Annotated in this window: 22 protein-coding genes and 1 riboswitch; of the genes, 6 read left to right on the top strand and 16 right to left on the bottom strand. The window is 56.4% G+C overall.

What is annotated here, in order from left to right; translation table 11 throughout:
* Nucleotides 1-8: 8 nt before the first annotated feature.
* From IM700_RS19355 to prfA, 10 genes are all read right to left on the bottom strand, one after another.
* Nucleotides 9-593 (bottom strand): TIGR01440 family protein, encoded by a 585-nt coding sequence (locus IM700_RS19355; RefSeq protein WP_155607657.1) that lies wholly within the window; start codon nucleotides 591-593, stop codon nucleotides 9-11.
* A 153-nt stretch (nucleotides 594-746) separates the two neighbouring features.
* Nucleotides 747-829: riboswitch (ZMP/ZTP riboswitch) on the bottom strand.
* Between the two features lie 49 nt (nucleotides 830-878).
* Nucleotides 879-1,463 (bottom strand): low molecular weight protein arginine phosphatase, encoded by a 585-nt coding sequence (locus IM700_RS19350; protein ID WP_155607656.1) that lies wholly within the window; start codon nucleotides 1,461-1,463, stop codon nucleotides 879-881.
* 73 nt (nucleotides 1,464-1,536) lie between these two features.
* On the bottom strand, nucleotides 1,537-2,097 hold the full coding sequence (locus IM700_RS19345) for a manganese efflux pump MntP (RefSeq protein ID WP_155607655.1): 561 nt from the start codon (nucleotides 2,095-2,097) through the stop codon (nucleotides 1,537-1,539).
* A 665-nt stretch (nucleotides 2,098-2,762) separates the two neighbouring features.
* Nucleotides 2,763-3,629 carry a DUF72 domain-containing protein gene (locus IM700_RS19340; RefSeq protein ID WP_193417110.1) on the bottom strand — a complete coding sequence of 289 codons (867 nt, stop codon included), beginning with the start codon at nucleotides 3,627-3,629 and terminating at the stop codon, nucleotides 2,763-2,765.
* Nucleotides 3,630-3,648: 19 nt separating this feature from the next.
* Entirely contained in the window at nucleotides 3,649-4,887 is a 1,239-nt protein-coding gene (locus IM700_RS19335; protein WP_239484071.1) for an L-threonylcarbamoyladenylate synthase, read from the bottom strand.
* A 136-nt stretch (nucleotides 4,888-5,023) separates the two neighbouring features.
* Nucleotides 5,024-5,710, bottom strand: a complete 687-nt coding sequence (gene spoIIR / locus IM700_RS19330; RefSeq protein WP_193417109.1) for a stage II sporulation protein R — start codon at nucleotides 5,708-5,710, stop codon at nucleotides 5,024-5,026.
* Nucleotides 5,711-6,078: 368 nt separating this feature from the next.
* On the bottom strand, nucleotides 6,079-7,299 hold the full coding sequence (locus IM700_RS19325; RefSeq protein WP_193417108.1) for an FtsW/RodA/SpoVE family cell cycle protein: 1,221 nt from the start codon (nucleotides 7,297-7,299) through the stop codon (nucleotides 6,079-6,081).
* A gap of 242 nt (nucleotides 7,300-7,541) precedes the next feature.
* Nucleotides 7,542-7,817, bottom strand: a complete 276-nt coding sequence (locus IM700_RS19320) for a hypothetical protein (protein ID WP_155607651.1) — start codon at nucleotides 7,815-7,817, stop codon at nucleotides 7,542-7,544.
* 117 nt (nucleotides 7,818-7,934) lie between these two features.
* Entirely contained in the window at nucleotides 7,935-8,804 is an 870-nt protein-coding gene (prmC, locus tag IM700_RS19315) for a peptide chain release factor N(5)-glutamine methyltransferase (RefSeq protein ID WP_193417154.1), read from the bottom strand.
* A 25-nt stretch (nucleotides 8,805-8,829) separates the two neighbouring features.
* Complete coding sequence (prfA, locus tag IM700_RS19310) at nucleotides 8,830-9,897, bottom strand: peptide chain release factor 1 (protein WP_193417107.1); 1,068 nt, start codon at nucleotides 9,895-9,897, stop codon at nucleotides 8,830-8,832.
* Between the two features lie 204 nt (nucleotides 9,898-10,101).
* On the opposite strand from prfA, the gene IM700_RS19305 reads away from it, so the two are divergent.
* From IM700_RS19305 to IM700_RS19280, 6 genes are all read left to right on the top strand, one after another.
* Entirely contained in the window at nucleotides 10,102-11,022 is a 921-nt protein-coding gene (locus IM700_RS19305; protein WP_193417106.1) for a LysR family transcriptional regulator, read from the top strand.
* Between the two features lie 132 nt (nucleotides 11,023-11,154).
* Nucleotides 11,155-11,952, top strand: a complete 798-nt coding sequence (locus tag IM700_RS19300; RefSeq protein WP_193417105.1) for an ABC transporter ATP-binding protein — start codon at nucleotides 11,155-11,157, stop codon at nucleotides 11,950-11,952.
* Between the two features lie 31 nt (nucleotides 11,953-11,983).
* Nucleotides 11,984-12,847 (top strand): ABC transporter permease, encoded by an 864-nt coding sequence (locus IM700_RS19295; RefSeq protein WP_193417104.1) that lies wholly within the window; start codon nucleotides 11,984-11,986, stop codon nucleotides 12,845-12,847.
* Between the two features lie 51 nt (nucleotides 12,848-12,898).
* The gene (locus IM700_RS19290) at nucleotides 12,899-13,960 is read left to right on the top strand and encodes an ABC transporter substrate-binding protein (protein WP_239484070.1); all 1,062 of its coding nucleotides are present in this window, start codon (nucleotides 12,899-12,901) and stop codon (nucleotides 13,958-13,960) included.
* 28 nt (nucleotides 13,961-13,988) lie between these two features.
* Nucleotides 13,989-14,729, top strand: coding sequence for an isochorismatase family protein (locus IM700_RS19285; protein ID WP_155607645.1), 741 nt, complete (start codon nucleotides 13,989-13,991; stop codon nucleotides 14,727-14,729).
* A gap of 110 nt (nucleotides 14,730-14,839) precedes the next feature.
* Nucleotides 14,840-16,147, top strand: coding sequence for an MFS transporter (locus IM700_RS19280; protein WP_193417103.1), 1,308 nt, complete (start codon nucleotides 14,840-14,842; stop codon nucleotides 16,145-16,147).
* A 45-nt stretch (nucleotides 16,148-16,192) separates the two neighbouring features.
* Here IM700_RS19280 and IM700_RS19275 read toward each other — a convergent pair whose 3' ends face one another.
* The 6 genes from IM700_RS19275 to IM700_RS19250 form a co-directional block, all read right to left on the bottom strand.
* A complete protein-coding gene (locus IM700_RS19275) occupies nucleotides 16,193-16,627 on the bottom strand; it encodes an NINE protein (RefSeq protein WP_193417102.1) in 435 nt (144 codons plus the stop codon).
* A 2-nt stretch (nucleotides 16,628-16,629) separates the two neighbouring features.
* Nucleotides 16,630-16,974 (bottom strand): TM2 domain-containing protein, encoded by a 345-nt coding sequence (locus IM700_RS19270; RefSeq protein WP_418888796.1) that lies wholly within the window; start codon nucleotides 16,972-16,974, stop codon nucleotides 16,630-16,632.
* A 251-nt stretch (nucleotides 16,975-17,225) separates the two neighbouring features.
* Nucleotides 17,226-18,326 carry a redox-regulated ATPase YchF gene (gene ychF, locus IM700_RS19265; RefSeq protein WP_155607641.1) on the bottom strand — a complete coding sequence of 367 codons (1,101 nt, stop codon included), beginning with the start codon at nucleotides 18,324-18,326 and terminating at the stop codon, nucleotides 17,226-17,228.
* A gap of 110 nt (nucleotides 18,327-18,436) precedes the next feature.
* Entirely contained in the window at nucleotides 18,437-18,919 is a 483-nt protein-coding gene (locus IM700_RS19260) for a GNAT family N-acetyltransferase (RefSeq protein ID WP_193417101.1), read from the bottom strand.
* 51 nt (nucleotides 18,920-18,970) lie between these two features.
* A complete protein-coding gene (locus IM700_RS19255; RefSeq protein ID WP_193417100.1) occupies nucleotides 18,971-19,801 on the bottom strand; it encodes an energy-coupling factor transporter transmembrane component T family protein in 831 nt (276 codons plus the stop codon).
* Entirely contained in the window at nucleotides 19,798-21,546 is a 1,749-nt protein-coding gene (locus tag IM700_RS19250; protein WP_193417099.1) for an ABC transporter ATP-binding protein, read from the bottom strand. Before IM700_RS19250 ends, IM700_RS19255 begins: the two co-directional genes overlap by 4 nt.
* Nucleotide 21,547 lies beyond the last annotated feature (1 nt).

Below are 21,547 nucleotides of genomic sequence, written 5' to 3'. Positions count from 1 at the left end.
ATCCCATCTTACTCGCAAAGTGTGGAATCCGAATCCAGCGGAAGCGCGTAAACGGCCCGTTCCCCGCCGATCAGCTTCGGACGAGTTGTGGCTGCCGTAACGCGCGCCTGCCCAATCTTGCGCAACGAAGGACGAAACGGCACCGCCACTCGTCGCAAATGCATGCCGATTAACGTCTCGCCGATATCGATCCCGGCATGGGCTTCGAGCATCTCCGCCAGGCACGGAGCCGACAAACGCCGATAGGCCGCCGCGGCCATCGATCCGCCCGCCTTCGGTACAGGCACCGCAGCTACCTCCGTCAACGAAAGCCGCTCCAGCACCGTGCGTTCAACCACCAGCGCACGGTTCAAATGCTCGCAGCATTGAAACGCAACGTCGAAGCCATATTTAGCCCGGACCTGCTCGATCCCGGCCCATAACTCGGACGCGATATCTTCAGCTCCGCCCGTGCCGATTCGTTTACCCGCCACTTCGCTGGTGCTGGCTCCAACGACCAGCAGTTTTCCCGGACCCAGGTTAGCTGCGGCGGCAACTTCCTCCGCGACCGCTGCCACTTGCGTCCGAATCGTTCCGAGCTCTTCCTGCTCCATTTGATGCCCGCTCCTTTCTCCACCAACCAAGAACATGTAAACATAGTCTGTCCTTATTATAACAGAGAAAGGCTTGCCGCAAACGGAGGATGTTCCCCCACAACACATGACCACCCAACAAAAAAAGAGCATAACGCAGCTCACGCGCGTCGTGCTCTTTGCCCAGGCGACCGGCCGTATAATCCGATGCTCCATCGTGGTTTGATCCACTCTTGTCGCCAGTTACATCGGAACTAAAATCTTCTGCTCTTAGAATAAAGCATCGACGGGGCAAATGCAACAGGTTTAATGCCCCTCGCCGCGCTCCAGTTTGGCGATCAGCTTCTCCAGTGCGGCCCCAATCTCGGCTGCCGCCCGGTCGTAATCCACCCGCGAACCGCCAAACGGATCGGAAATGTCGTAGGCCGGCAACCGTTGCTGCAGCTCATCGAGCCGTCGTTGCTGCGCCGCAGACCACTCGCTGCCCAGCGCCCGGGCCAACTCCCGGTCCGCCGCCAACCGCCGGAACTCCTCCAGATTGGCTATAATGGAGACGTCGTCCTCGACGTACTCTTTTAACGTGAATATCTTATCGGCTGTCTCCGGAAAAGAATGAACAACCTGTCGTTTATGCCCTTGCGTCAGCGTCAGGATCAGATCGGCCCAATCCGCCAATTCGGCATATAAAGGGGTGGATTCAAAGGCATCCGTGATCCCCCGATCCCGCAAAACGGCTCCCGCATGATGGGAAATGGTGTTGCCTTTCATGGCGGCCACGCCGGCCGAACGAACCTGCACATCCAGCCCCCGGTCTCGCGCCAGCTTACGCAGCATGCCTTCGGCCATCGGGCTGCGGCAGGTATTCCCGGTACAAACAAATAAGATGCGCATGCCCTTTCACCTCCAGGTTAAGCGGGAGCATTCCCGCGTTTGGACCTTTATTTTAACACGAAGAGCCGTAGTTTCAAAAGATGAACAGCAATCCAAAAGCTAGCAAAATCGCCCCGCCTGCCGCCTCGCCGTAATCGCCAAGCGAACGCCCCACGCCTCGTCCCATCGCAAGCCCCACCAAAGACATGACGCCGCCAAAAAAACCGAAGGCCAGGACGGTCAGCAGCCAATCTCCATGGAACATCCCAAGCGACACGCCCACGGAAAAAGAATCGATGCTGACGCTAAGCGAAAACAGCAGCACGCCAAACCAGGTTCGGTGGTTGATCGACTGCATCCCGCTGCCTTTAATCGAACTGAGGATCATATGGGCTCCGAGCAGGAACAGCAGCCCTCCCGCGGCATACCGCGCCAGGCTTCCCAGCAGCGCGCCGACATATTGCCCCGCCGCAATGCCAAGCAGAGGCATAAGCACGTGAAAGAGAGCGACCATCGTTCCGATGCGGAGCGCGTCCTTGCGCCGGACCCCCTTCATGCCGATACCGACGCCCAGCGATAACGCATCCATCCCTAACGCAGCCGCCATCAGCAGGATCGTCAACAGCTCTCCCAGCCGCTCATAAGCCTCCGTCATAACCGAATCCCCTTTTGTCCAGTCTTTTGTACAACCATATGCGGACAGGTCCCGGTTCATGACTTGGCGGAAGAGCGGGATTGGGAGATTATGGCGGAAGACGGTTAGCGGCCTTGCTGGAGTTCTATCTAAACTTGTGAGGAGGAGATGGGCGGATCGGGAGTGTGAGGCGTGGGGGCTTGAGTGACAGGATAGGAGGGCGGGGCGGCGGGGAGGGCGGAACCACGAGGCTGTCCGCGCGAGTATGAGCGAGCCGCGGGGCTGTCCGCTCGATGGCAAGCCGTGAGGCTATCCGCTCGATGGCAAGCCGTGAGGCTATCCGCTCGATAGCAAGCCGTGAAGGTACCCCCTTGGCGTTACAATCCCCCCCGCTCGCCCCGCCTGTCTATGAAATAGCGGTAAAAGATGGCGTTATTCTCCCATAATCCGAGGTTTTTACAGAAATAGCGGTAATTCGTGGCGCTATTCCCCTCTTTAGGAGGCTGGCACCCCGATATCCATAGAAATAACGTCCTAAAATACCGCTATTTCCCCAATACGAGGCTCCCTCTCTATAAATAACGCCACTTTATACCGCTATTTTCGCAATCCAGCGCCAAACGAGCCGCAAACGAACGATGTGGACGAATATCCCATTCAACGATTCATCGGGTTAAGGAATCTGCTCATTCATCCTCCCAGCCGCCAAACAGATCCATTTGACGCGGCGGAAGCTCGCGTGGCGATTGACCCAGCAAATCCATCATCTCCAGGGCGTTAACAGCCGCATCCCCGCCGGAGTTGTTGTTGAAGAGCATGCAGATCTCGTTCGTCCCTTTCCCGAGTAACTGGATTAGCATCTCGGTCCACTCTAGAAGCTCCTCTCGAGAGTAGCGGTATAACGTGCGGATCTCCCGCCAATTGGATGCGCCCGCTTGGCTCCAGCCCACGGCATTTCGGCCGTGCATACGGACGATCGTCAATTCGGCATCCGTCGGTTCCAGCACTGTAGGGACCGAACCTTGCCCCGCCTGGGGTTCATCGCAAACGATATGAATCCAACCCTCTTGGCGCATGAAATCCAGCGTGCGCTCCTGGTTGTCCCCCGCGAACCAGGTTTGATGGCGAAATTCCAGTGCCACCGGCAAGTTCCCCATCCATTTGCGGATGGCCCGTAACTGCCGGACATGCTCCGGCGTACAGTCGAACCAGGGCGGGAATTGGAACATCACGGCCTTAAGCCGACCGGCTTCCACCACCGGGCGGATCGAGTTCAGATAAGCCTGGAACATATCGCCCGGCCCGCCAAACGGCGATTTGCCCCGACTATGGCCGGTCATCCCCTGATAGGCTTTGATCACAAACGTGAAATCGGGCGGCGTCTCCGCCAGCCAGCGGCGATACACCTCTTCCCCCAACACGGCGTAAAAAGAGCTGTCGACTTCCACCATATTAAAATACTTCGCGTACCAAGCGAGCTTGTCTTTGGCCGGCGTCCGGGCAGGATATAAATCGTCATGATCCCCCCAGCCGGCCAGGCCGATACGGATCATGTCCGTCTCACCCCCTGCCCTAATCCAAATCTCCGCCGGCCTCGATCACCCGGTGACCGGCGGCTTTCAGCAGCCGGTTCATCACCGCCGAGCCAAGCCCCTCCTCGGGGCAGGCTTCGGCGAGGATGTAAGTGACGCCGCATTCGTCGAAGCGGCGGAGCGCAGCGTAGAGACGGTGCGCCGCCGTCTCCAGCTCGGCCTCGCGGCCGAGCGATAGCGCGCAGTCGGCGCGGTAAGACGGGAGGCGCTCGTCGAAGGCGAGCACGCCCGTCTTCTCTCCGCGCGCCGCGGCCGCCGCGAGCTCGGCCCGTATGCGGTCCGCCACCCGGTCGGCGGACCCGCGCACAATGCGCAGCACGCCCTGCGGCGCGTAGTGCGTGTACTTCATACCCGGCGCGCGAGGCGCAGCCGCCGGGCCCGGGGCCGCTCCGCCGCCCGCTTCCGCCTCCGGCTGCAGGGCGGCGTCCAGCCGCACGCCCGCGCCCGCGACGCGGGCGAGCTGCTCTACCGTGATCCCGCCTGGGCGGAGCACGGTGACAACCCCGTCCCGGCCGGCTTCCACGACCGTCGACTCCAGGCCCACCCCGGTGGGCCCGCCGTCGACGATACCGTCAATGCGGCCGGACAGGTCCTCGCCCACGTGGCTCGCCAGCGTGGGGCTCGGTCGCCCCGACCGGTTGGCGCTGGGCGCCGCCACCGGGCACCCCGCTGCGGCGATCAGCCGCAGCGCCACGTCGTGGGCAGGCATGCGCACGCCCACGGTGGACAACCCCGCCGTCACGCGCGGCGAGACGGCGCCCTCGGCCACGGGCAGCACCAGCGTCAGCGGCCCGGGCCAGAACGCCTCCATGAGCCGCCGTGCCGTCTCGTTCACTTCCGTGACGAGTCCGTTCAGCTGGCTCATGTCGGCGATGTGCACGATCAGCGGATTATCGGAGGGGCGGCCCTTGGCGGCAAAAATCGCCTCCACCGCCGCCGTATTCCGCGCATCCGCGCCAAGCCCGTACACCGTCTCCGTCGGAAACGCCACCGTCCCGCCAGAGGCTAACACCGCGGCGGCTTCCTTCAGGGCCGCCGCCTCCCCCCCCGCCGCCGGAACTTCCGACACGCCGGCATCAGCAACTTGTTCCCCAGAGGTCGCGAACCCCGTCCCAGGCTCTACCCTCCACGAACGTGTCGACTTTGCAGCCACCTCTCCCAGAGCGGGCAAATCCACTGCGCCGCGGGCTTTATTTTCAATAGATTCATTTCGGTTCATTCTCGCTCATCCCAAACTGTTCAATATCGATATTCTACTATTATACCCGAACCCGTCCATGCGCATAGCCCGTCCCGGCGAAGCCCACAAAAAAACCGCCCGGATTCCTCCGAACGGTATCTCATCCTATGAACCATTAAACAAATAAACTTGTAATCCAGTTCCAGAAATTCACCAGCATGTCCCACAGAAAGAACCGCACCTCTGTTTGTTCTGGCTCGACCTGAACAGCATCCCTCGAGATCCCTTCAGCCGAAGTCTTCGCGATCGTGGCCGTCCCTGCATCCTTCGCCAGTGCATCTCCGCTACCGGCGTCGATGAAGCATAGCGGCGGAAACAGCACGCACCACCAGTTCTTCCCTTTCCCTTCGCCGAGCGTCACGCGCAGCGCTTCATAATTGCCGGCCGGGTACACCGCGCCGCCGTACATTTTCGTCGGAAAGGGGACCGTGCCGAGCTCGACTTGATAATCGTAGCTTTTCCCATATTGCTTGAGCGTCTGACCGACTTGCTCCTCGATGGCAGGCAGATGATCGCGGATCACCCGGCGGGCCTCCTCCAAGCTTTGCGGATTTTCCAACTCGGCAACCCAGCCATTCATCTGCTCAACCACAGCATCGCGGACGCGGCGTTTGACGAGCTGATCGCCGGTTCCATCCGAATTCGCCAGAATGCGCAGCCGAATGGATTCCTGCGGAATGACCCCTTGCGTGCCTGCCGCAGCGGCGGTATCAACCATCTGTCCCTCCCAGGACATCAACAACATCACAATAGAAAAGAAGAAAAGGGCGATTTTCTTACGGGAAGGTGTACGTTGGCTCATGATTTCTTGCTCCTAACCAAAACCGGTATTTCAGCAGCTGATGTCTATCAGTATGTCCGGTTAAGAGACTTCTAAACCTAGGAATCTAGTAAATTTTTGCCCGCGAAAAATAGAGTGAAGAAATCACCCTATTTCCGCTGATCTCCCCTTTTCGAGCCAAATAAGATGAAACTTTCACCTTATCCCCCTTCAAATCCGCTATTATAGCCACCGCATCCGGAAATAAGCATAAAAAATCACCTTATTTCGGCGATATCCTTGCACCGCGCAAAAATAAGGTGATCAAGTAACTCTATTCGAAGTCGCACATCCCGTCCCGGTCAAAAACGACCTCACACCAACTCAAAATGACCTCACGCGCCCCTCGCTCATCCCTGCTTCTCCGGCCGTCGCTTGGTTCTCAGCAAGGCGTAACGCGAAGACGATGATGCCGCCGGCACCGGGTTGTCCTCTTCCTTTTCTTGGCCGTAAATCCGGATGCTCATCGCTACGCCGATGCTTGCCATATTAATCAGCAGCGAGGTCCCGCCATAGCTGATGAAGGGCAACGTGATGCCCGTCAGCGGCATAAGGCCGATGAACATGCCGATATTTTCGAAGATCTGATACAGCAGCATCGCGACGATCCCCACGATGAGGAACGGCCCGCTCGCCTCGCGACTTTCGAGGGATATCAAGATGAGCCTATGGATCAGCACGAAATACAGCAGCAATAGTGCCGAGCTTCCGATAAAGCCAAATTCCTCGGCAATCACCACAAAGATCGAGTCCGAATACGTAAGCGGCACGCGCTCCGATTGAACCGTCTCCCCTTTCATGTACCCTTCCCCGGTCATCCCCCCGGAGGCGATCGCCAGCTTGGCGTTCCGGGTGTGATAGGAAGCGTCCTCCGACGCTTTCTCGGGGATCAGCCAGGGATCGATTCTGCTGATCCAATGCTCCCGACCGATCTCGACGAAGAAATTGTACACTTGGTCGTGATAGGTCTTATAGGCGGTAATTCCGCCGATCACCGAACCCGCGAAAATCACGAGGGCGATCAGGGCGTGCCAGTATTTAATGTTCCCGATCCACAGCATGCCCGCCAAAATGATGACATAGCTAAGCGCATTTCCCAAATCGTTCTGCGCCATCACGGCGACAAACGGGACAAAGGTCAACAGGCAGATCGGCACGACGTCGCGCCAGAACGAAAGCCGGGGTTTGCGTTTGCGAAGCAACATAAACCCGAGGAAGATGACCAGCAACAGCTTAAAAAATTCCGCCGGTTGAAAGCTTTGGTTAATGACCGGAATCGTCAGCCATCCCTTGGCGTTGTAATACGTATTCCCGATGAACATAACGACGACCAGCAGCCCGAAGCCGAACAGATAGAAATAAGGTGCATATTTGACGAGCAGCCGATAGTCGAGAATGGAGACGCCAAAAAATACGACAAACCCCAGCGCATAATACGCCAGCATGCGAAGGTGGTAGCCGTGATACTGGGTATGCGACGTGGCGCTGTACAGCACCGCGATACTGATGACCATGAGCAACAGCAAGATCAAGACGATGGAGTAATCGATTTTTTTCAGTTTGCTCAGCATGAACATCCTCTTTTCTTTATCTAGAAACCCCGTATCTTTACTTTAAAAGAAACCCCGCTCAACTACAAATGAGCCCTTCGACCCAAATAACGGGTGAAACCAGCAAAAGGTTTCCCCTTTTAAGGTTATTTTTGCCCGGAGACGGGTTTTCTCTCTTAAACGGCGCAAAAAAGAACGCCGACGCAAGCGTCGGCGCCCGAAATGGGGGTCGGGATAAGAAGGGGAAAATGGGGGAACGCAAGTTAAACGGGAGTGATGAGAGTCAAGGTCCCCGTGGCGGCGGTCAGCGCGAAAATACCGATGGTTTGAATGTTGCCGAGTTCAACGGTAAACGTGCTGCCTTGGGTCACGGTCTGAATAAAAACCGGTGCATTATACCGGGTAATGCGAAGCTCGACGTTACCGAGTGTAGCCGCTACCGTCACGATCCCGGTTGGGCCAAGCGGATCGGCAGCCACGAAATAACCTTGGCCGACGCCGGCGGCTTGCGCATACGGATACGTCAATGTGAATGCCATGTGGAATCTCCTCCTTTCGGCTTGAGATACCACATTCTATGAAACTACCCTCTCAAAGTGAGCGGCTTTTGGTTGAGGAGCTTCACCTATTTTCATAGAGTCGCGTGTAAGCGAGGACTAACGCCCCCGCGCGATGCCCAGCACATGGCGGTCGATGCCGGCGAGATCAGGAACCGTCACGATCTCGTCCCAATGGCCGGCGGCGCGGAGCAGCTCCGCAACGTCGGCGGCCTGGCCCTGGCCGAGCTCGAAGCCGATCAGGCGAGGCGGCCGCGGCAGCAGCGCGAGCTGCGCCATCATGGCGCGGTAGGGCATGAGCCCGTCCGGACCGCCGTCCAGCGCGCCGCGCGGCTCGAAGTCCCGCACCTCCGGCTGCAGGTGCGGGATGTCCTCCGCCGGGATATACGGCGGATTCGACACCACGATGTCCAGCGGCTCGCCGGCGAACGGTTCAAGCAGGTCCCCCTGCTTGAACACCACGGCAAGGCCGAGCCGCCGGACATTGTCCTGCGCCACCGCTAAAGCATCCGGCGAGATATCGCTCGCCGCGACGCGCCAGGCTGGGCGCAGATGAGCCAGGGCCGCGGCAATCGCGCCGCTGCCGGTGCCGATGTCGGCGGCATACGGCGCGCCGCCGGGCCACAGCGCATCGCCTTCCAACGCGATGCGCTCCACGAGCAGCTCCGTTTCCGGTCGGGGGATCAGCACCGCCGGGTTGACCTGGAAGGTCAACCCGTAGAATTCCTGCTCCCCGATAATGTACTGCGCCGGCTCGCCCGCCGCTTTGCGGCGGACCACCGTTTCCCAGGCGTCCTGCTTGTCCGCCGGGAACGGGTCACGAAGCGCGGCCAAATACGCCGCGCCCGCAAGGCCCAGCACATGGCGGAGCAGCAGCTCCGCATTCGACTCCGGCTCCCTCACGCCCGCCGCCGCTAAAAAAGAAGAAGCCTCTTTACGGGCTTCCCAAATCGTCATTGCACCGGACATCCGGTATCCTTCGCTGTGCAAAACGTTATTCTCCTTTATCCATCAGTTCGGCTTGTTCGGCAATCGTCAACGCCGATACGATCTCGCCGATCTCGCCGTTCATCACCTGATCCAGCTTATGCAGGGTCAGGCCGATGCGGTGGTCGGTTACCCGGCTTTGCGGGAAGTTGTAGGTCCGGATCCGCTCACTGCGATCCCCGGTGCCGACTTTACTCTTCCGCTCGCCGGCGTATTTCGCTTCCTCTTCCTGTCGCTTCATATCGAAGATCCGGGCACGCAACACCTGCAGCGCCTTTTCTTTGTTCGAGTTCTGCGATTTACCATCTTGGCAAGTCGCCACGATGCCGGTCGGGATATGCGTCACCCGCACGGCGGATTTCGTCGTGTTAACCGATTGGCCGCCCGCCCCGCTGGAGCAGAACGTATCGACACGGATATCCTTATCGAGAATTTCAATATCCACGTCTTCAACTTCCGGCAGAACGGCTACCGTCGAAGTTGACGTGTGAATCCGACCGCCGGATTCCGTCGAAGGAATCCGCTGCACGCGATGCGCACCACTTTCGTACTTCAGCTTACTATATGCGCCTCGGCCGTTAATCATAAAGATAACCTCTTTAAAACCGCCCAGGTCGCTTTCATTCATGTCCATAATATCGATGCGCCAGCCTTGAGAATCGGCATACCGCGTATACATCCGGTACAAATCGGCGGCAAACAAAGCCGCTTCGTCCCCTCCGGCCGCACCGCGAATTTCCACGATGACGTTCTTATCGTCGTTCGGATCCTTCGGCAGCAGCAATACGCGAATCTTCTCTTCCAGCTCCTGCTGACGTGCGCTGAGTTCCTCGATTTCCATCTTCACCATTTCGCGCATTTCATCATCCAGCTTCTCGGCCTGCATGACTTTAGCGGCTTCCAGCTCTTCGACGACATTCTTATATTCGGTGTACGCCTCATAAGCCGGCTGTAAATCCGATTGTTCTTTGGAGTAATCCCGCAGTCGTTTGGCGTCGTTCGCCACGTCCGGATCGCAAAGCAGCTCACTCAGCTTCTCGTAACGGTCGGCTAGGGATTGTAGTCGGTCCAACAAGGGATGTCACCTCTCTTCATTCAATCACATTATCTTATAAAAAGCCGCTCATCCGCAGCCATTACCTTACAGGGATAAACGACTTTTTATTATATCACAAAATGCGCAAACCGACTAGCCTGCCCGCCCCCTTCCAGGAGCACGATTTTTCATGTAAAATAATCTCACTTATACGCCAGATTCCTTACAAAGGAGGCCTCGCCCATGGACATGCTCGATCTCAAAGTGTTTATTGCCGTAGCCGAAAGCGAAAGCATGAGCAAAGCCGCCCAGAAGGTTGCCTTAACCCAACCCGCCGTTAGTTTCCGGATCGCCGGCCTGGAGGCGGAGCTCGGTGCCCCTTTGTTTCATCGGACACGATCAGGCGCGTTCCTGACAGAGGCAGGCCGCAAATTCTACTTCTACGCTCAGTATGCCCTTAGCGCTTTGGAAGCTGGACAAGACTCGATCCGCATGCTGTCCGAACCTCCCTTGGAGGAGAAGCTCCGAATCGGTATCGTAGATTCGTTAACCCATGTCATGCTGCCGGCCATTATTCAGTCGATGAAAGAGCAGACGTCGGTGATCCAATGGAAAATCAACACCGGGCAGTCGCTGGATCTGGCCTTACGAACGGCTTCCGGAGAGCTTGATATCTCCTTTATCAACCAAACCTATTCCCCGCTCCCCCAACTGGGTACCGTGAAATTATTCGAAGAGCCACTCGTCTTTATCGGCCCGAAGCAGGCTGGTTTCCCTCGCTATCAAAGCCTCGTAACTTATCTGGAGGAAGTGCCCTTCATCTTGCTCAAGCGCCACATGCCGCTGAGGGAATTGCTGGAACACGAGCTCTTTCGTCCGCTGCGGATGTCCCCCCGGCAACTCATCGAGGTGGATACGTCCCATTTGATCCGTCAAATGGTCGAGCAAGGCACAGGCTGCTCCTTTTTGCCCGTTTCTTCCCTATGGGCGGCCGGCAGCGATGCCGAAATCGAGCGAATCCTTCTTCCTGAAATTCGTTTGCGGCAAAGCTTCTATTGCGTTTATCATCAATCCGCGCCCGACAATATTCTTGATTTGCTTCCAAATTTGCATGCCGGCATCAACGCGCAAGTCATCCGCTTCCGCAATGGCGGGACCCCCTAATCTCCTGCCTATTCCTCGCGCGACCCTCTCTAATGTTATTTCCGTGTTATATATTCTTACATAAGAACTTCTTATTACCTCCATCGTGTGATGTATATTACTATAAATATAACACGAAGGAGGTGGCAAACCATGAACTCGTACAAAATGGAGCTTGAGAACGTCAGCAAGACCTATCAAGCGGCCGACGGTTCCCCCGTTAAGGCGCTTGGCCCGGTCAACATGCAGATCCCCAATCACCGTTTCGTTAGCATCGTGGGTCCCAGCGGCTGCGGAAAATCAACCTTGTTTAACATCATTTCCGGGCTGCTTCAGAACTCGGAGGGGGCCATCTTTGTGAACGGCAACCGCGTGGACGGACTGACCGGCATTACCGGCTACATGCTTCAAAAGGATTTGCTGCTTCCCTGGCGCACCATATTGGACAATGTCATCCTGGGTCTTGAAATTCAGGGAACTCCCAAACGGGAAGCCAAGGCCAAGGCACTGCCGTTGCTCCACAAGTACGGTTTGAAGGGCTTCGAGCATCATTACCCCGCCCAGCTCTCCGGAGGGATGCGGCAACGGGCAGCGCTCCTGAGAACGATCATGTATGACCGTGACATCATCCTCTTGGATGAACCGTTTGGTGCACTGGACGCCCAGACCCGCGCCATGATGCAGGAATGGCTGCTCGATCTTTGGGACGATTTTCAGAAGACGATCCTGTTTGTCACCCATGACATGGAAGAGGCGATTTATCTATCCGACGAGGTATACATTATGACCTCCCGCCCGGGCACCATCAAGCGCCATATGACGATTAACCTGCCGCGGCCCCGTAAACCGCAAATTATCACGACCCCGGAATTTACCCAATTAAAAGAAGAAGCGCTGCGAACGTTATCCGAAGAAACGTTAAAAGCCTACAAACAGGAAGCAGCCGTTTAAGACCCACCCTCAAAGAAAGGAGAGATGCGCAATGTCAAGCGAAGCGGATGTCGTAAAAAGCAGCGGTCCCCTGGCTAGCCTCAGGTCTGGCACACCCCGGACCCGAGCCAACGCCCTGAAGTACGAGATGGCCACGCCAAAGACGTGGCTGGTGAACACCGGACGATTCGCCGTCTTCCTCGTGGTTTTATTGCTATGGGAAGTCGGTGCCCGTACAGGGTTGATCAACGCCTTCTTCTGGAGCCAACCGTCGGATATCGCCCAGACCTGGTGGATCGGCGTGCAGACCGGCTCCGTCTGGCAGGATACGATCTATACGTTCCGCTCCACCGTTCTGGGCTTCTTGCTTGGAACTGCCGGGGGCACGCTGTTAGGTCTATCCTTCTGGTGGTCCAAATATTATGCTCGCATTTTCGAGCCGTTCATCATCATGTTCGAGGCCATGCCCAAGCTGGCTCTTGCCCCCATCATCGTTCTTGTATTTGGCATCGGCATCGGATCGAAGATCGCCATGGGTTTTGCCATCACCGTCGTCATCACCACATTAACCACGTACAACGGCGTGCGCAGCGTCGACCGCGATCTCGTCCGAATGGTCTATTCGCTGGGTGCCTCCAGGCGGCAGGTCTTTGGAAAAGTCATCGTCCCCACGGCGATTCCGGCGATGATTTCCGCGCTGCGAATTAATATCGGCCTGGCCCTTACAGGGGCAATCGTCGGCGAATATATCGGGTCGGAACAAGGACTGGGACGTATGATCTTCTACGCCGGGCAAACGTATGAAATCAGTCTGATTTGGGCCAACATCTTTAATTTGTCGATCCTATCCATGCTGCTATACCTCTTGGTCGGTAAATTGGAGAAGGTTTTGCTCAAGGGCTTCACCCACAAATAAGAGAACTGCAAGAAAACAAAGAGAACCAGGGATATCGGAGGGGGATCTAAGATGACCAAGGCTACGTTTGCCTCACGCCACATGTTGTACATGGTTGCCGTATTACTTATCACCGCGCTGGTCGCTGGATGCGGCGGCAATGCTGCACAGAAATCCGGAGTTGAAACGCCCGCCAGCTCCAGCGAAGCAAATGCATCAGACAACTCGAAGACGGGTTCAACCAAAGAGCTCACGATCGCGGAACCGGTCCACGGCACCGGCTACCTGCCGCTGTATATCGCCATCCGCAAAGGTTTCTTCGACGGGCTGACCGTCAAAACCGTGACCCTTTCGGGCGGAAGCGCCCACACCAATGCCGTACTAACCGATCAGGCTTTCGGCTTTATCGGGGGTCCCGAGCACAACGCCTTCGCCAAGGCAAAAGGAGCGGAACTTCGCGCTATCGTCAACATCGTGAATCGGGGTAATGTTTATCTGGTTGCCCGTTCCGACCTCGACCCCGGCACGGATATCGCCGCCTTTATGAAGGGCAAGACGGTCGCGGTATCCCAGTACGGCGGTACGCCGAACTCGATCATCCGTTATTTGGCCGGCGAGTGGGGATTAGAGCTCGACAAGGACCTGAAGCTGAAAGAAGTCGATACCGGAGCGATCCCCGCGGTCCTGCAGCAAAATCAAGGAGATATCGCCGTCGTGACCGAACCGATGCTGACGCAAGGCATCGAGGAAGGCATTTGGGGAGAGCCGTTCTACAATGTCCCCCAGGAGCTTGGACCCTACGCTTATTCGACGATCAATATTAAGCTCGACAACATTACTGAGGACCCCGACACCGTTCGCAAATTCGTAGAAGGCATCCATAAGGGCCTGGAGTTTATTCGCGACAACAAAGAAGAGAGCATGGAGATCGCCAAGTTGGAATTCCCAACCATGGCCCAAGAACTGCTCAAAGCAACCATCGACCGTTCTTACGAAGACGCCATGTGGGAGTTTTCAGGTCAGATCAGCGAGGAAGCCGTAAACACCGGATTAGCCGTCGTTCGTTCCGCCGGACTGCTTAAAGACGAAACCATCGGCTACGATGATATCGTTGATACGCAGTTCGTAAAATAATCCATGATCTTAAGGAGGTAGTATTAAGATGAGAATTTGGGACCGTTTTTTAACCGATCGTGACAAACAGGTATTCGGCAGCGCCGGGTACGACGCCAAGGCCGGATTCGGAGCACGCCCGGCAATTCTGGTCATCGACGTCAGCTACGGCTTTAGCGGCCACCGGAAAGAACCCATCCTTGACTCCGTCAAGCAATGGCGCAACAGCTGCGGCGAATCCGCCTGGGATGCCATCCCCTATATCCAGCAGTTGCTGCATGCCGGCAGGGAGCAACGGGTTCCCATCTTCTACACGACGGGTGTCGATCGACGGCCCGATGGCTTTGACGCCGGCGGCTGGCGCAGAAAAAATACGCGTTCCGGAGAGATCGAAGGGGTATCCGGTTACGGTAGCAACGAGATCGTGCGGGAGATTGGGCCTCAACCGAGCGATATCGTGATCGAGAAGCTGAAGCCTTCGCCTTTCCACGGCACGCCTCTACTCGGCTATTTGACCGATCTAGGCATCGACACCCTGCTGATTTGCGGAACAACGACCGGCGGCTGCGTCCGTGCCGGAGTCATCGACGCCTTCTCCTATAATTTCTACGTCGGAGTCGTGGAAGAATGTACGTTTGATCGCGGCGAAGCCTCCCACGCCATCAACCTCTTCGACATGAATGCGAAATATGCGGACGTCGTCAGCACAGAAGAAGCGGTGAGCTACCTGTATCAAACCGAAAAAGGCTTGCACGACGGCAAGATCGCATTCCCTGCCGTAAGCTCCTGATGTCATAGCATTACCAGCGGCCAAGGAATCGAAGGGAACCGGCAGTCCCGCTCCCCTGGGACTGTCGGTTCCTTTTGTCCGGGCAGCTATTTCGCCAAGGGGGAACCGCTATGCCGGAATCGACATTATCCGTCTCACCCGCCATGCGCCGCAACTTCATCTGGATATCCCTATCTTGCGGGTTGTATTGGTTCGCCTTTTCCTTAACTCGGCCGATCATCGCCCTGTATGCCTCCTCGTTAGGGCTGCAGAGCGCTGCGATCGGCATGGTGCTGGCTGTCTATGCCTTGTTGCCCATGTTGGCCGCGATCCCCGGCGGTTTCATCGCCGACCGATTCGGCCGGACCGCCGTTCTGCGCGTCGGTTCCGTCATGATGTTATTGAGCGGTTTATTGTATGGGATCTCTGCCGGTCCTTGGACGCTGGCGATAGCCCAGTTAATCGCAGGCCTGGGTCAAATGGCGGTTTGGCTGGCAGTCCAGGTACTGGTTACCGAAGGACCTGCCCAAGGGAACGAGTCCCGATTCGCTACCTTCTCCTTATATATGGCGATCGGCCAAATGACTGCTCCCATCGTCTCGGGATTCTTAGCCGATCGTTTTAGTTACAAGATGGTGTTTGCCGGATACATCCTGAGCAGCCTGCTGCTGATCTTCACCTCTTGGCGTTGCCGTGAAGATCAAGGCGCTCAACCAAGTCCTGCGGAAGATCCTGCCGAGACGGCAGCATTCGAGGCTGCCTCCGCGTACGTCGCCAACCCGACCACCGGCAACGAGAAAAGATGGTTTGAGCAATGCCTCAAGCTACTAAAAAACCGCAAATTCGCGGTCATTCTGCTGGCAACCTTTATCTCATTGTTTATTGTAGACGTGCGAACAGCCTATCTACCCTTGCATCTGGAGTCGCTAGGGATCTCCAATACCCACGTCGGACTGCTCGTCTCCATCGGTGCGCTCTCGGCCCTGTTCGTCCGCCCGATCTATCCGCGGCTTATGGCGAAGCTTGGCTTCGGCAAGACCTTATTCCTGACCTTCGCCGTCTCCCTCCTGCTGCTCTTCGCCGCACCGTTCCTGACGAATTTTTATGCGATAGCAGCGTTGGTCTTCGTGACCGGTCTGGCGCTCGGCATTAACCAACCCATGACGCTGTCCATGATTGCCGTCTCCACAGTGCCGGAGGAACGAGGGCTCGGAGTCGGACTGCGCCTGATGTCCAACCGGGCTGCCCAGTTCATGGATCCGCTTTTGTTTGGCTGCTTCACCACTTTCGCCAGCTTGCAAACGTCATTCGTCCTCATAGGACTCCTGCTCCTTGCTTGCTGCGCCTTTGCTCTTCAACTCTATCTATCGGCAGAGAAGGATCGGCCGCTGCGAGGGCCAAATCTAAACAAAAGCCGCGAATTTCAACAACATCGTTGAAATTCGCGGCTTTGTGATGAGACGAAACGGTTGCCCGTCCCAGCATTAATGATGATCTTGGGCTGCAGCGCTCGCAGGCTGGCGTATGGCAGCGATTTGTTCGATCAGCGACTGCTCCAGCTTGGCATTCCAGTCGCGGACCAAGCCCGGCAGCAAGCAAGCATCGACAATAACCCAGATAGTCAGTGCCAATCCAAATAGGATGACCGGTATGAGCAATAGCAGCGAATAGGCCGTTTCGGGTGAATCCACGCTTTCGATCCCGGCTGCAATGGCGAACACAAAATAAAGGACGAACGCTAGGATAAATAAGCATAGCTGCACGACCCCGCTGGCAATCCGCTTCAGATAGAAGCGATGCACACCCAAGTGACCGGCCAGCAGCATCAGGTAAGCCAGGCCCAACGATTTTTCGCGCTTATTCATTTCCGAGTTCAGGAGCAACAGTTCGCTCGTGGTCAGATCGCTTTTGGTCAACATGATTAGATAGGATACTCCGGAGATCTGCCGCGATCATAGAAGATCCGGTCAATGACCCGGTTCTCTACTTCAGCGTTATGCTGTTTCACCCATGTGTGCACCAGAAAAGCGTCCACGATCCACCAGATCCCGGTGACGATCAGCCCAACGACCGTCAATGACAAGATCAGCTGAGTCACAGCCGTTCCAATTTTCCCCATGTAGAAGCGATGGCCCCCAACAACGCCGAGGAAATACCATAGAATGTAAGCTACAATCATGTTTTTCCCCTGGCTCTTCACCTCGGATTCCAGCAACAGCAGTTCCCGGGTATCCAATTGGGACTTGCGGTGCAAGGCGTAATCCATACTCATAAAAAAAACTCCCCCTAGATGTAAGAATGAATCAAACTTGAATTAAGTATACAAACTCGATACTATGAAAACAATGCAAATTTTTCCCAAGTGTATATCTTTCTTTATCCAAGTTATGCCCGACTCGCCTGCATTATTCAACCCATTTTGAATGAGAAAATAGTGCAAATTACCAAAAAACTGCCCCAAGCTTCGCATGCACTTGCGATTCTTGGGGCAGCGGTTCATCGCCGTATGAAGTTGAATTATACGTTAAAGCGGAAATGCATGACATCGCCATCTTGAACGACGTAATCTTTGCCTTCCAGACGCAGTTGGCCGCGTTCGCGCGCTGCGTTCATCGAACCGGCTGCGACAAGGTCATTGTAAGAGACCACTTCGGCGCGGATAAAGCCGCGTTCAAAGTCGGAGTGGATGACGCCAGCCGCTTGGGGCGCTTTCATCCCTTTGCGAATGGTCCAGGCGCGAACTTCCTGCACCCCGGCCGTGAAGTACGTATACAAGCCAAGCAGCCGGTAAGCCGCTTGAATCAAACGGTCTAACCCGGAAGCGCTCAGACCGAGTTCCTCCAGGAACATCGCCTTGTCCTCGCCTTCCAGCTCCGCAATCTCCGCCTCTACCTTGGCGCTGATCGGTACAACTTCAGCCCCTTCGGCTGCCGCAAATTCTTTGACCTGCTGCACAAAAGGATTGCTGTCAGCCTCGGTCACGCCGTCCTCACTGACATTGGCCGCATACAGGACCGGCTTCAGGGTCAGCAGGTGCAGATCGCGGACGATCAGCTTCTCCTCTTCGCTCAGCTCGACGCTGCGTGCCGGCTGATCGTTATAGAGCGCCTCCTTGATCCGTTCCAGGACCTCGACTTCCTGCGCGTATTGCTTATTGCCGCCCTTCATATTTTTCTTGGAGCGTTCGATCCGTTTCTCCACGCTCTCCACGTCAGCCAAGATCAACTCCAGGTTAATCGTTTGGATGTCGCTGATCGGATTGATTTTGCCGTCCACGTGCGTAATATTCTCGTCCTCGAAGCAGCGGACCACATGAACGATGGCATCCACCTCGCGGATGTGCGCCAGGAACTTGTTGCCAAGACCCTCGCCCTTGCTCGCACCGCGCACCAATCCGGCGATATCGACAAATTCAAATGCCGTCGGAACCGTGCGGTTCGGAACGACCAGTTCGGTCAGCTTGTCGAGTCGCTCGTCCGGCACCTCAACCACGCCGACGTTTGGATCGATCGTACAAAACGGATAGTTGGCGGATTCGGCCCCCGCCTGGGTTATCGCGTTAAACAGTGTGGATTTCCCCACGTTCGGCAAACCCACAATGCCTGCTTTTAAAGCCATATCATTGACAACTCCTCATTCATGTAATTGCTCATCTTCCTTCAACCATAGTAACGATACGAAGGAAATATTTCAAGGATAACGATGTCCCGGCGCTCCCGGGTCCCGCTTTAGCCGCGATCCTCCAAGGTTTTGCTCATCTGGATGTCGGTGACGATGTAGCCCATCTTTTGATACAGCTGATAAGCCCGCTGGTTATGTCCAAACACATGAAGACCGATCGTATTCAATCCCAATTCACGCACCTTCTCTTCCAGCGCGGTCATTGTCGCTTGGCCATAGCCCTTGCCCTGGAATTCTTCATAGATCAGGATATCCAGGATAAACGCAACTGGGCCTTTCTCCTGCTCCATCACATTAAACCAAAGATGGCCGACAGAAGTGAGCTGATCGTTCTCCTTAACGTTGAACAGATAAGCGCCTTCCGTCTCCTGATCGTCCGGAAGAAACCGCCGGAACGCCGCTTCGGAAAGCGCCGGAGCATCGTCGGCCTTCCAGGCACCGGCAGCGACTTTTTCTTCCGCAAATTCGCGGACCGAGCGGCTGCGAAATGCCTGGTACTCCGACTTCGACATTGGAACCAATTGCACCATAAATGTACCCCTCTCTTTGCCGATCCATAAAGGACCTTAGTGAGATTTCATTTAACCAAACGGATACCAAAATCCCTGAAACAAGCTGCGTTTCAGCCAGATTCCGGAAGCCAGCAGAACAACGCACAACAACGCAATCAGCTTGTCGAACCCCGTCATGACCGTGCCCATATACCAGGTCCTCTGCTGCTTCGTACCGAACCCTCGCAAATCCATGGCATCGGAGACCGATTCGATATGCTGCAACGAGGACTGCAGCAACGGAACGACGGCCTGCGTCAGATTCCGCGCCCGCTGAACCAGCGTACCGTCGCCGCGGGAGATCCCCAGACCGCGCATCTGCAGCGCGTTGAGGATCGTACGGAACTCCTTGGTCAGATCGGGAATGTAGCGAAAGGCGATACTGACAGCATAAGCCAGCTTGTAGGGTACGCCCAGCTTATGTAGGCTGGCGGCAAAACGGCTGGGATGCGTCGTGAATATGAACAACAGCGTAATCGGCAGCAGTGTCAGGTATTTAAGCGACAAAGTCAGTACGTAGAACAACGTTTCCGTATTGACGGTATCGTATCCGAGCGGAATCAGCGGCGTATTGCTTCCGGTCAACGTCGTGCCGAAGCGAGGCGTGATCAGAAGAATAAAGACGCTGTTGACAACGGTAAAGACCGTGAGCGCCCAGAACAGCAGCGCCATTTTTTGGAACGGAACCCGGGATAGAAGCAGCATCGAGACTCCGCCAGCCAGCATCACAGCGAATACGCGCAAATCCATGAACAGGAAGGTGACGACCGTCCAGGTCAGCAGCAAAATCAGCTTGACCGCGCCGTCCATCCGATGAAAATAAGAGTCTCCCGCAACGTACAACCCACTCGTTTGACTCATGCTCGTTTCACCTTCTTCTCTGCGGCGATAAAAGCTTCGACGAATCGCGAAGGCGAGACCAGCCCCTGAGCCCGGGCGAATCGCGCCAGACTCGTCTCCCGGAGGTTAGCCCGGGAGGTGATTCCCCCGTCGGCAAGAATCCGGGCTACCGCATCCTCTGCAATCACCCGTCCTTCCGACATCACCGCCGCCCGATCCGCATACTCCAGCGCCAAATGCATGTCGTGCGTGATAAACAAGAAGGCCATGCCTTCCCCGGAAAGCCGGTTAATGAATTCCATGAATTCGGTATAATGCCGGTAATCCTGTCCTGCCGTCGGCTCATCCAAGATCATCAGCTTCGGCTGCAGCGCCAGGATAGCCGCGATGCTGAGTCGCTTCTTCTGCCCGAAGCTGAGCGCGGAGACCGGCCAGTTCCGATACGGATACAGGCCGCAAATCTGCAGCGCTTCTTCCGTACGCTGCTCTCGTTCGGGTTCAGGTACGCCGCGCGCGACCAAGCCGATGCGAATCTCGTCCCGCACCATATGCTGCGTCAGCATGTGATGGGGATGCTGCATCACATAGCCGATCTCTTCACCGCGGCGGCGGATTGACCAGCCATTGATCACCTCGCCGCGGAGGCAAATCTCGCCCGAACCAGGCTTATGCAAGCCGGTGATCAAACCCGACAGCGTCGATTTGCCGGCCCCGTTACTGCCGAGCAAGGCAACCGTTTCACCTGAACGGACAGTCAGGGTGACGTCCGCTACCGCGTTCATGCCCGGCTCGTAGGCGAAGGAAACGCCCCGGAGCTCAAGTAACGGCTCACCGAGGCTGCCCCGCCCAGCCGGAAGGACGGAGGTCGACCAAGCCTCCAGCCGATCCCGCAGTTGCGATTCGCTGAGTATTGGTGGTCCCTGCGGCTCGGAGCCATCCTCGGTCGGCTTGAGGCTCTCAGGATGGGACAAATCGGTAAAACCGGACAGCGGCAGTCCCGCATGACTCAGCGCCTCCAGGTACAGCGGCTGGCGCAAACCATAACGGGGGAGGATGCCCGCGGCCAGCAGTTCGTCCGGCGTACCAATCGCCGCAATTTCCCCCTCGTTCATAACCACGACGCGGTCGATATGCTCCAGCAGGACGTCTTCGACCCGATGCTCGATCAAGATCACCGTTTTCCCTTGGTTACGGTGAATTTCGTCAATCAGCCGCATCGCTTTGGCACCGCTGGCCGGGTCCAAATTCGCGAGCGGTTCGTCAAACAGCAAAATATCCGCTTGCGTGGACAATACACCGGCCAGCGCCACCTGCTGCTTTTGCCCGCCGGACAGCTCATGCGGTCCTTGCGCCTCATAGGCTTGCATCCCAACGAGTTCCAGTGCAGAAGAGACGGCCGTCTTCATCACGTCATACGGGGCTGCTTCATTTTCCAATTGGAAAGCCACGTCCTCACCGACCGTCTGACCGACAAATTGGGCATCCGGATTTTGCAGGATCGTCCCGATCCGGCGGCTGCGTTCGAAGATCGTCATTCCCGAGGCGTCTTGACCGTCCAGCAGCAGCTGCCCAGACATCTCACCGCCGTACGAAAAGGGAATTAGCCCATTGATACAATGGGCTAATGTCGATTTGCCGGAACCGCTTGGGCCGGCGATCCATATTTTTTCCCCGCGTGCGATCTCCAAATGAATATTCTTTAGTGTAGGTTCGCTTTGGTTTTTGTAGCGGAAACTGAACTGTCGGAAAGTTATGACTGCTTGCATC

This window comes from Paenibacillus rhizolycopersici (assembly GCF_014947195.2).
GTDB lineage: Bacteria > Bacillota > Bacilli > Paenibacillales > Paenibacillaceae > Fontibacillus > Fontibacillus rhizolycopersici.
This window is presented reverse-complemented; position numbering and strand designations above follow the sequence as displayed.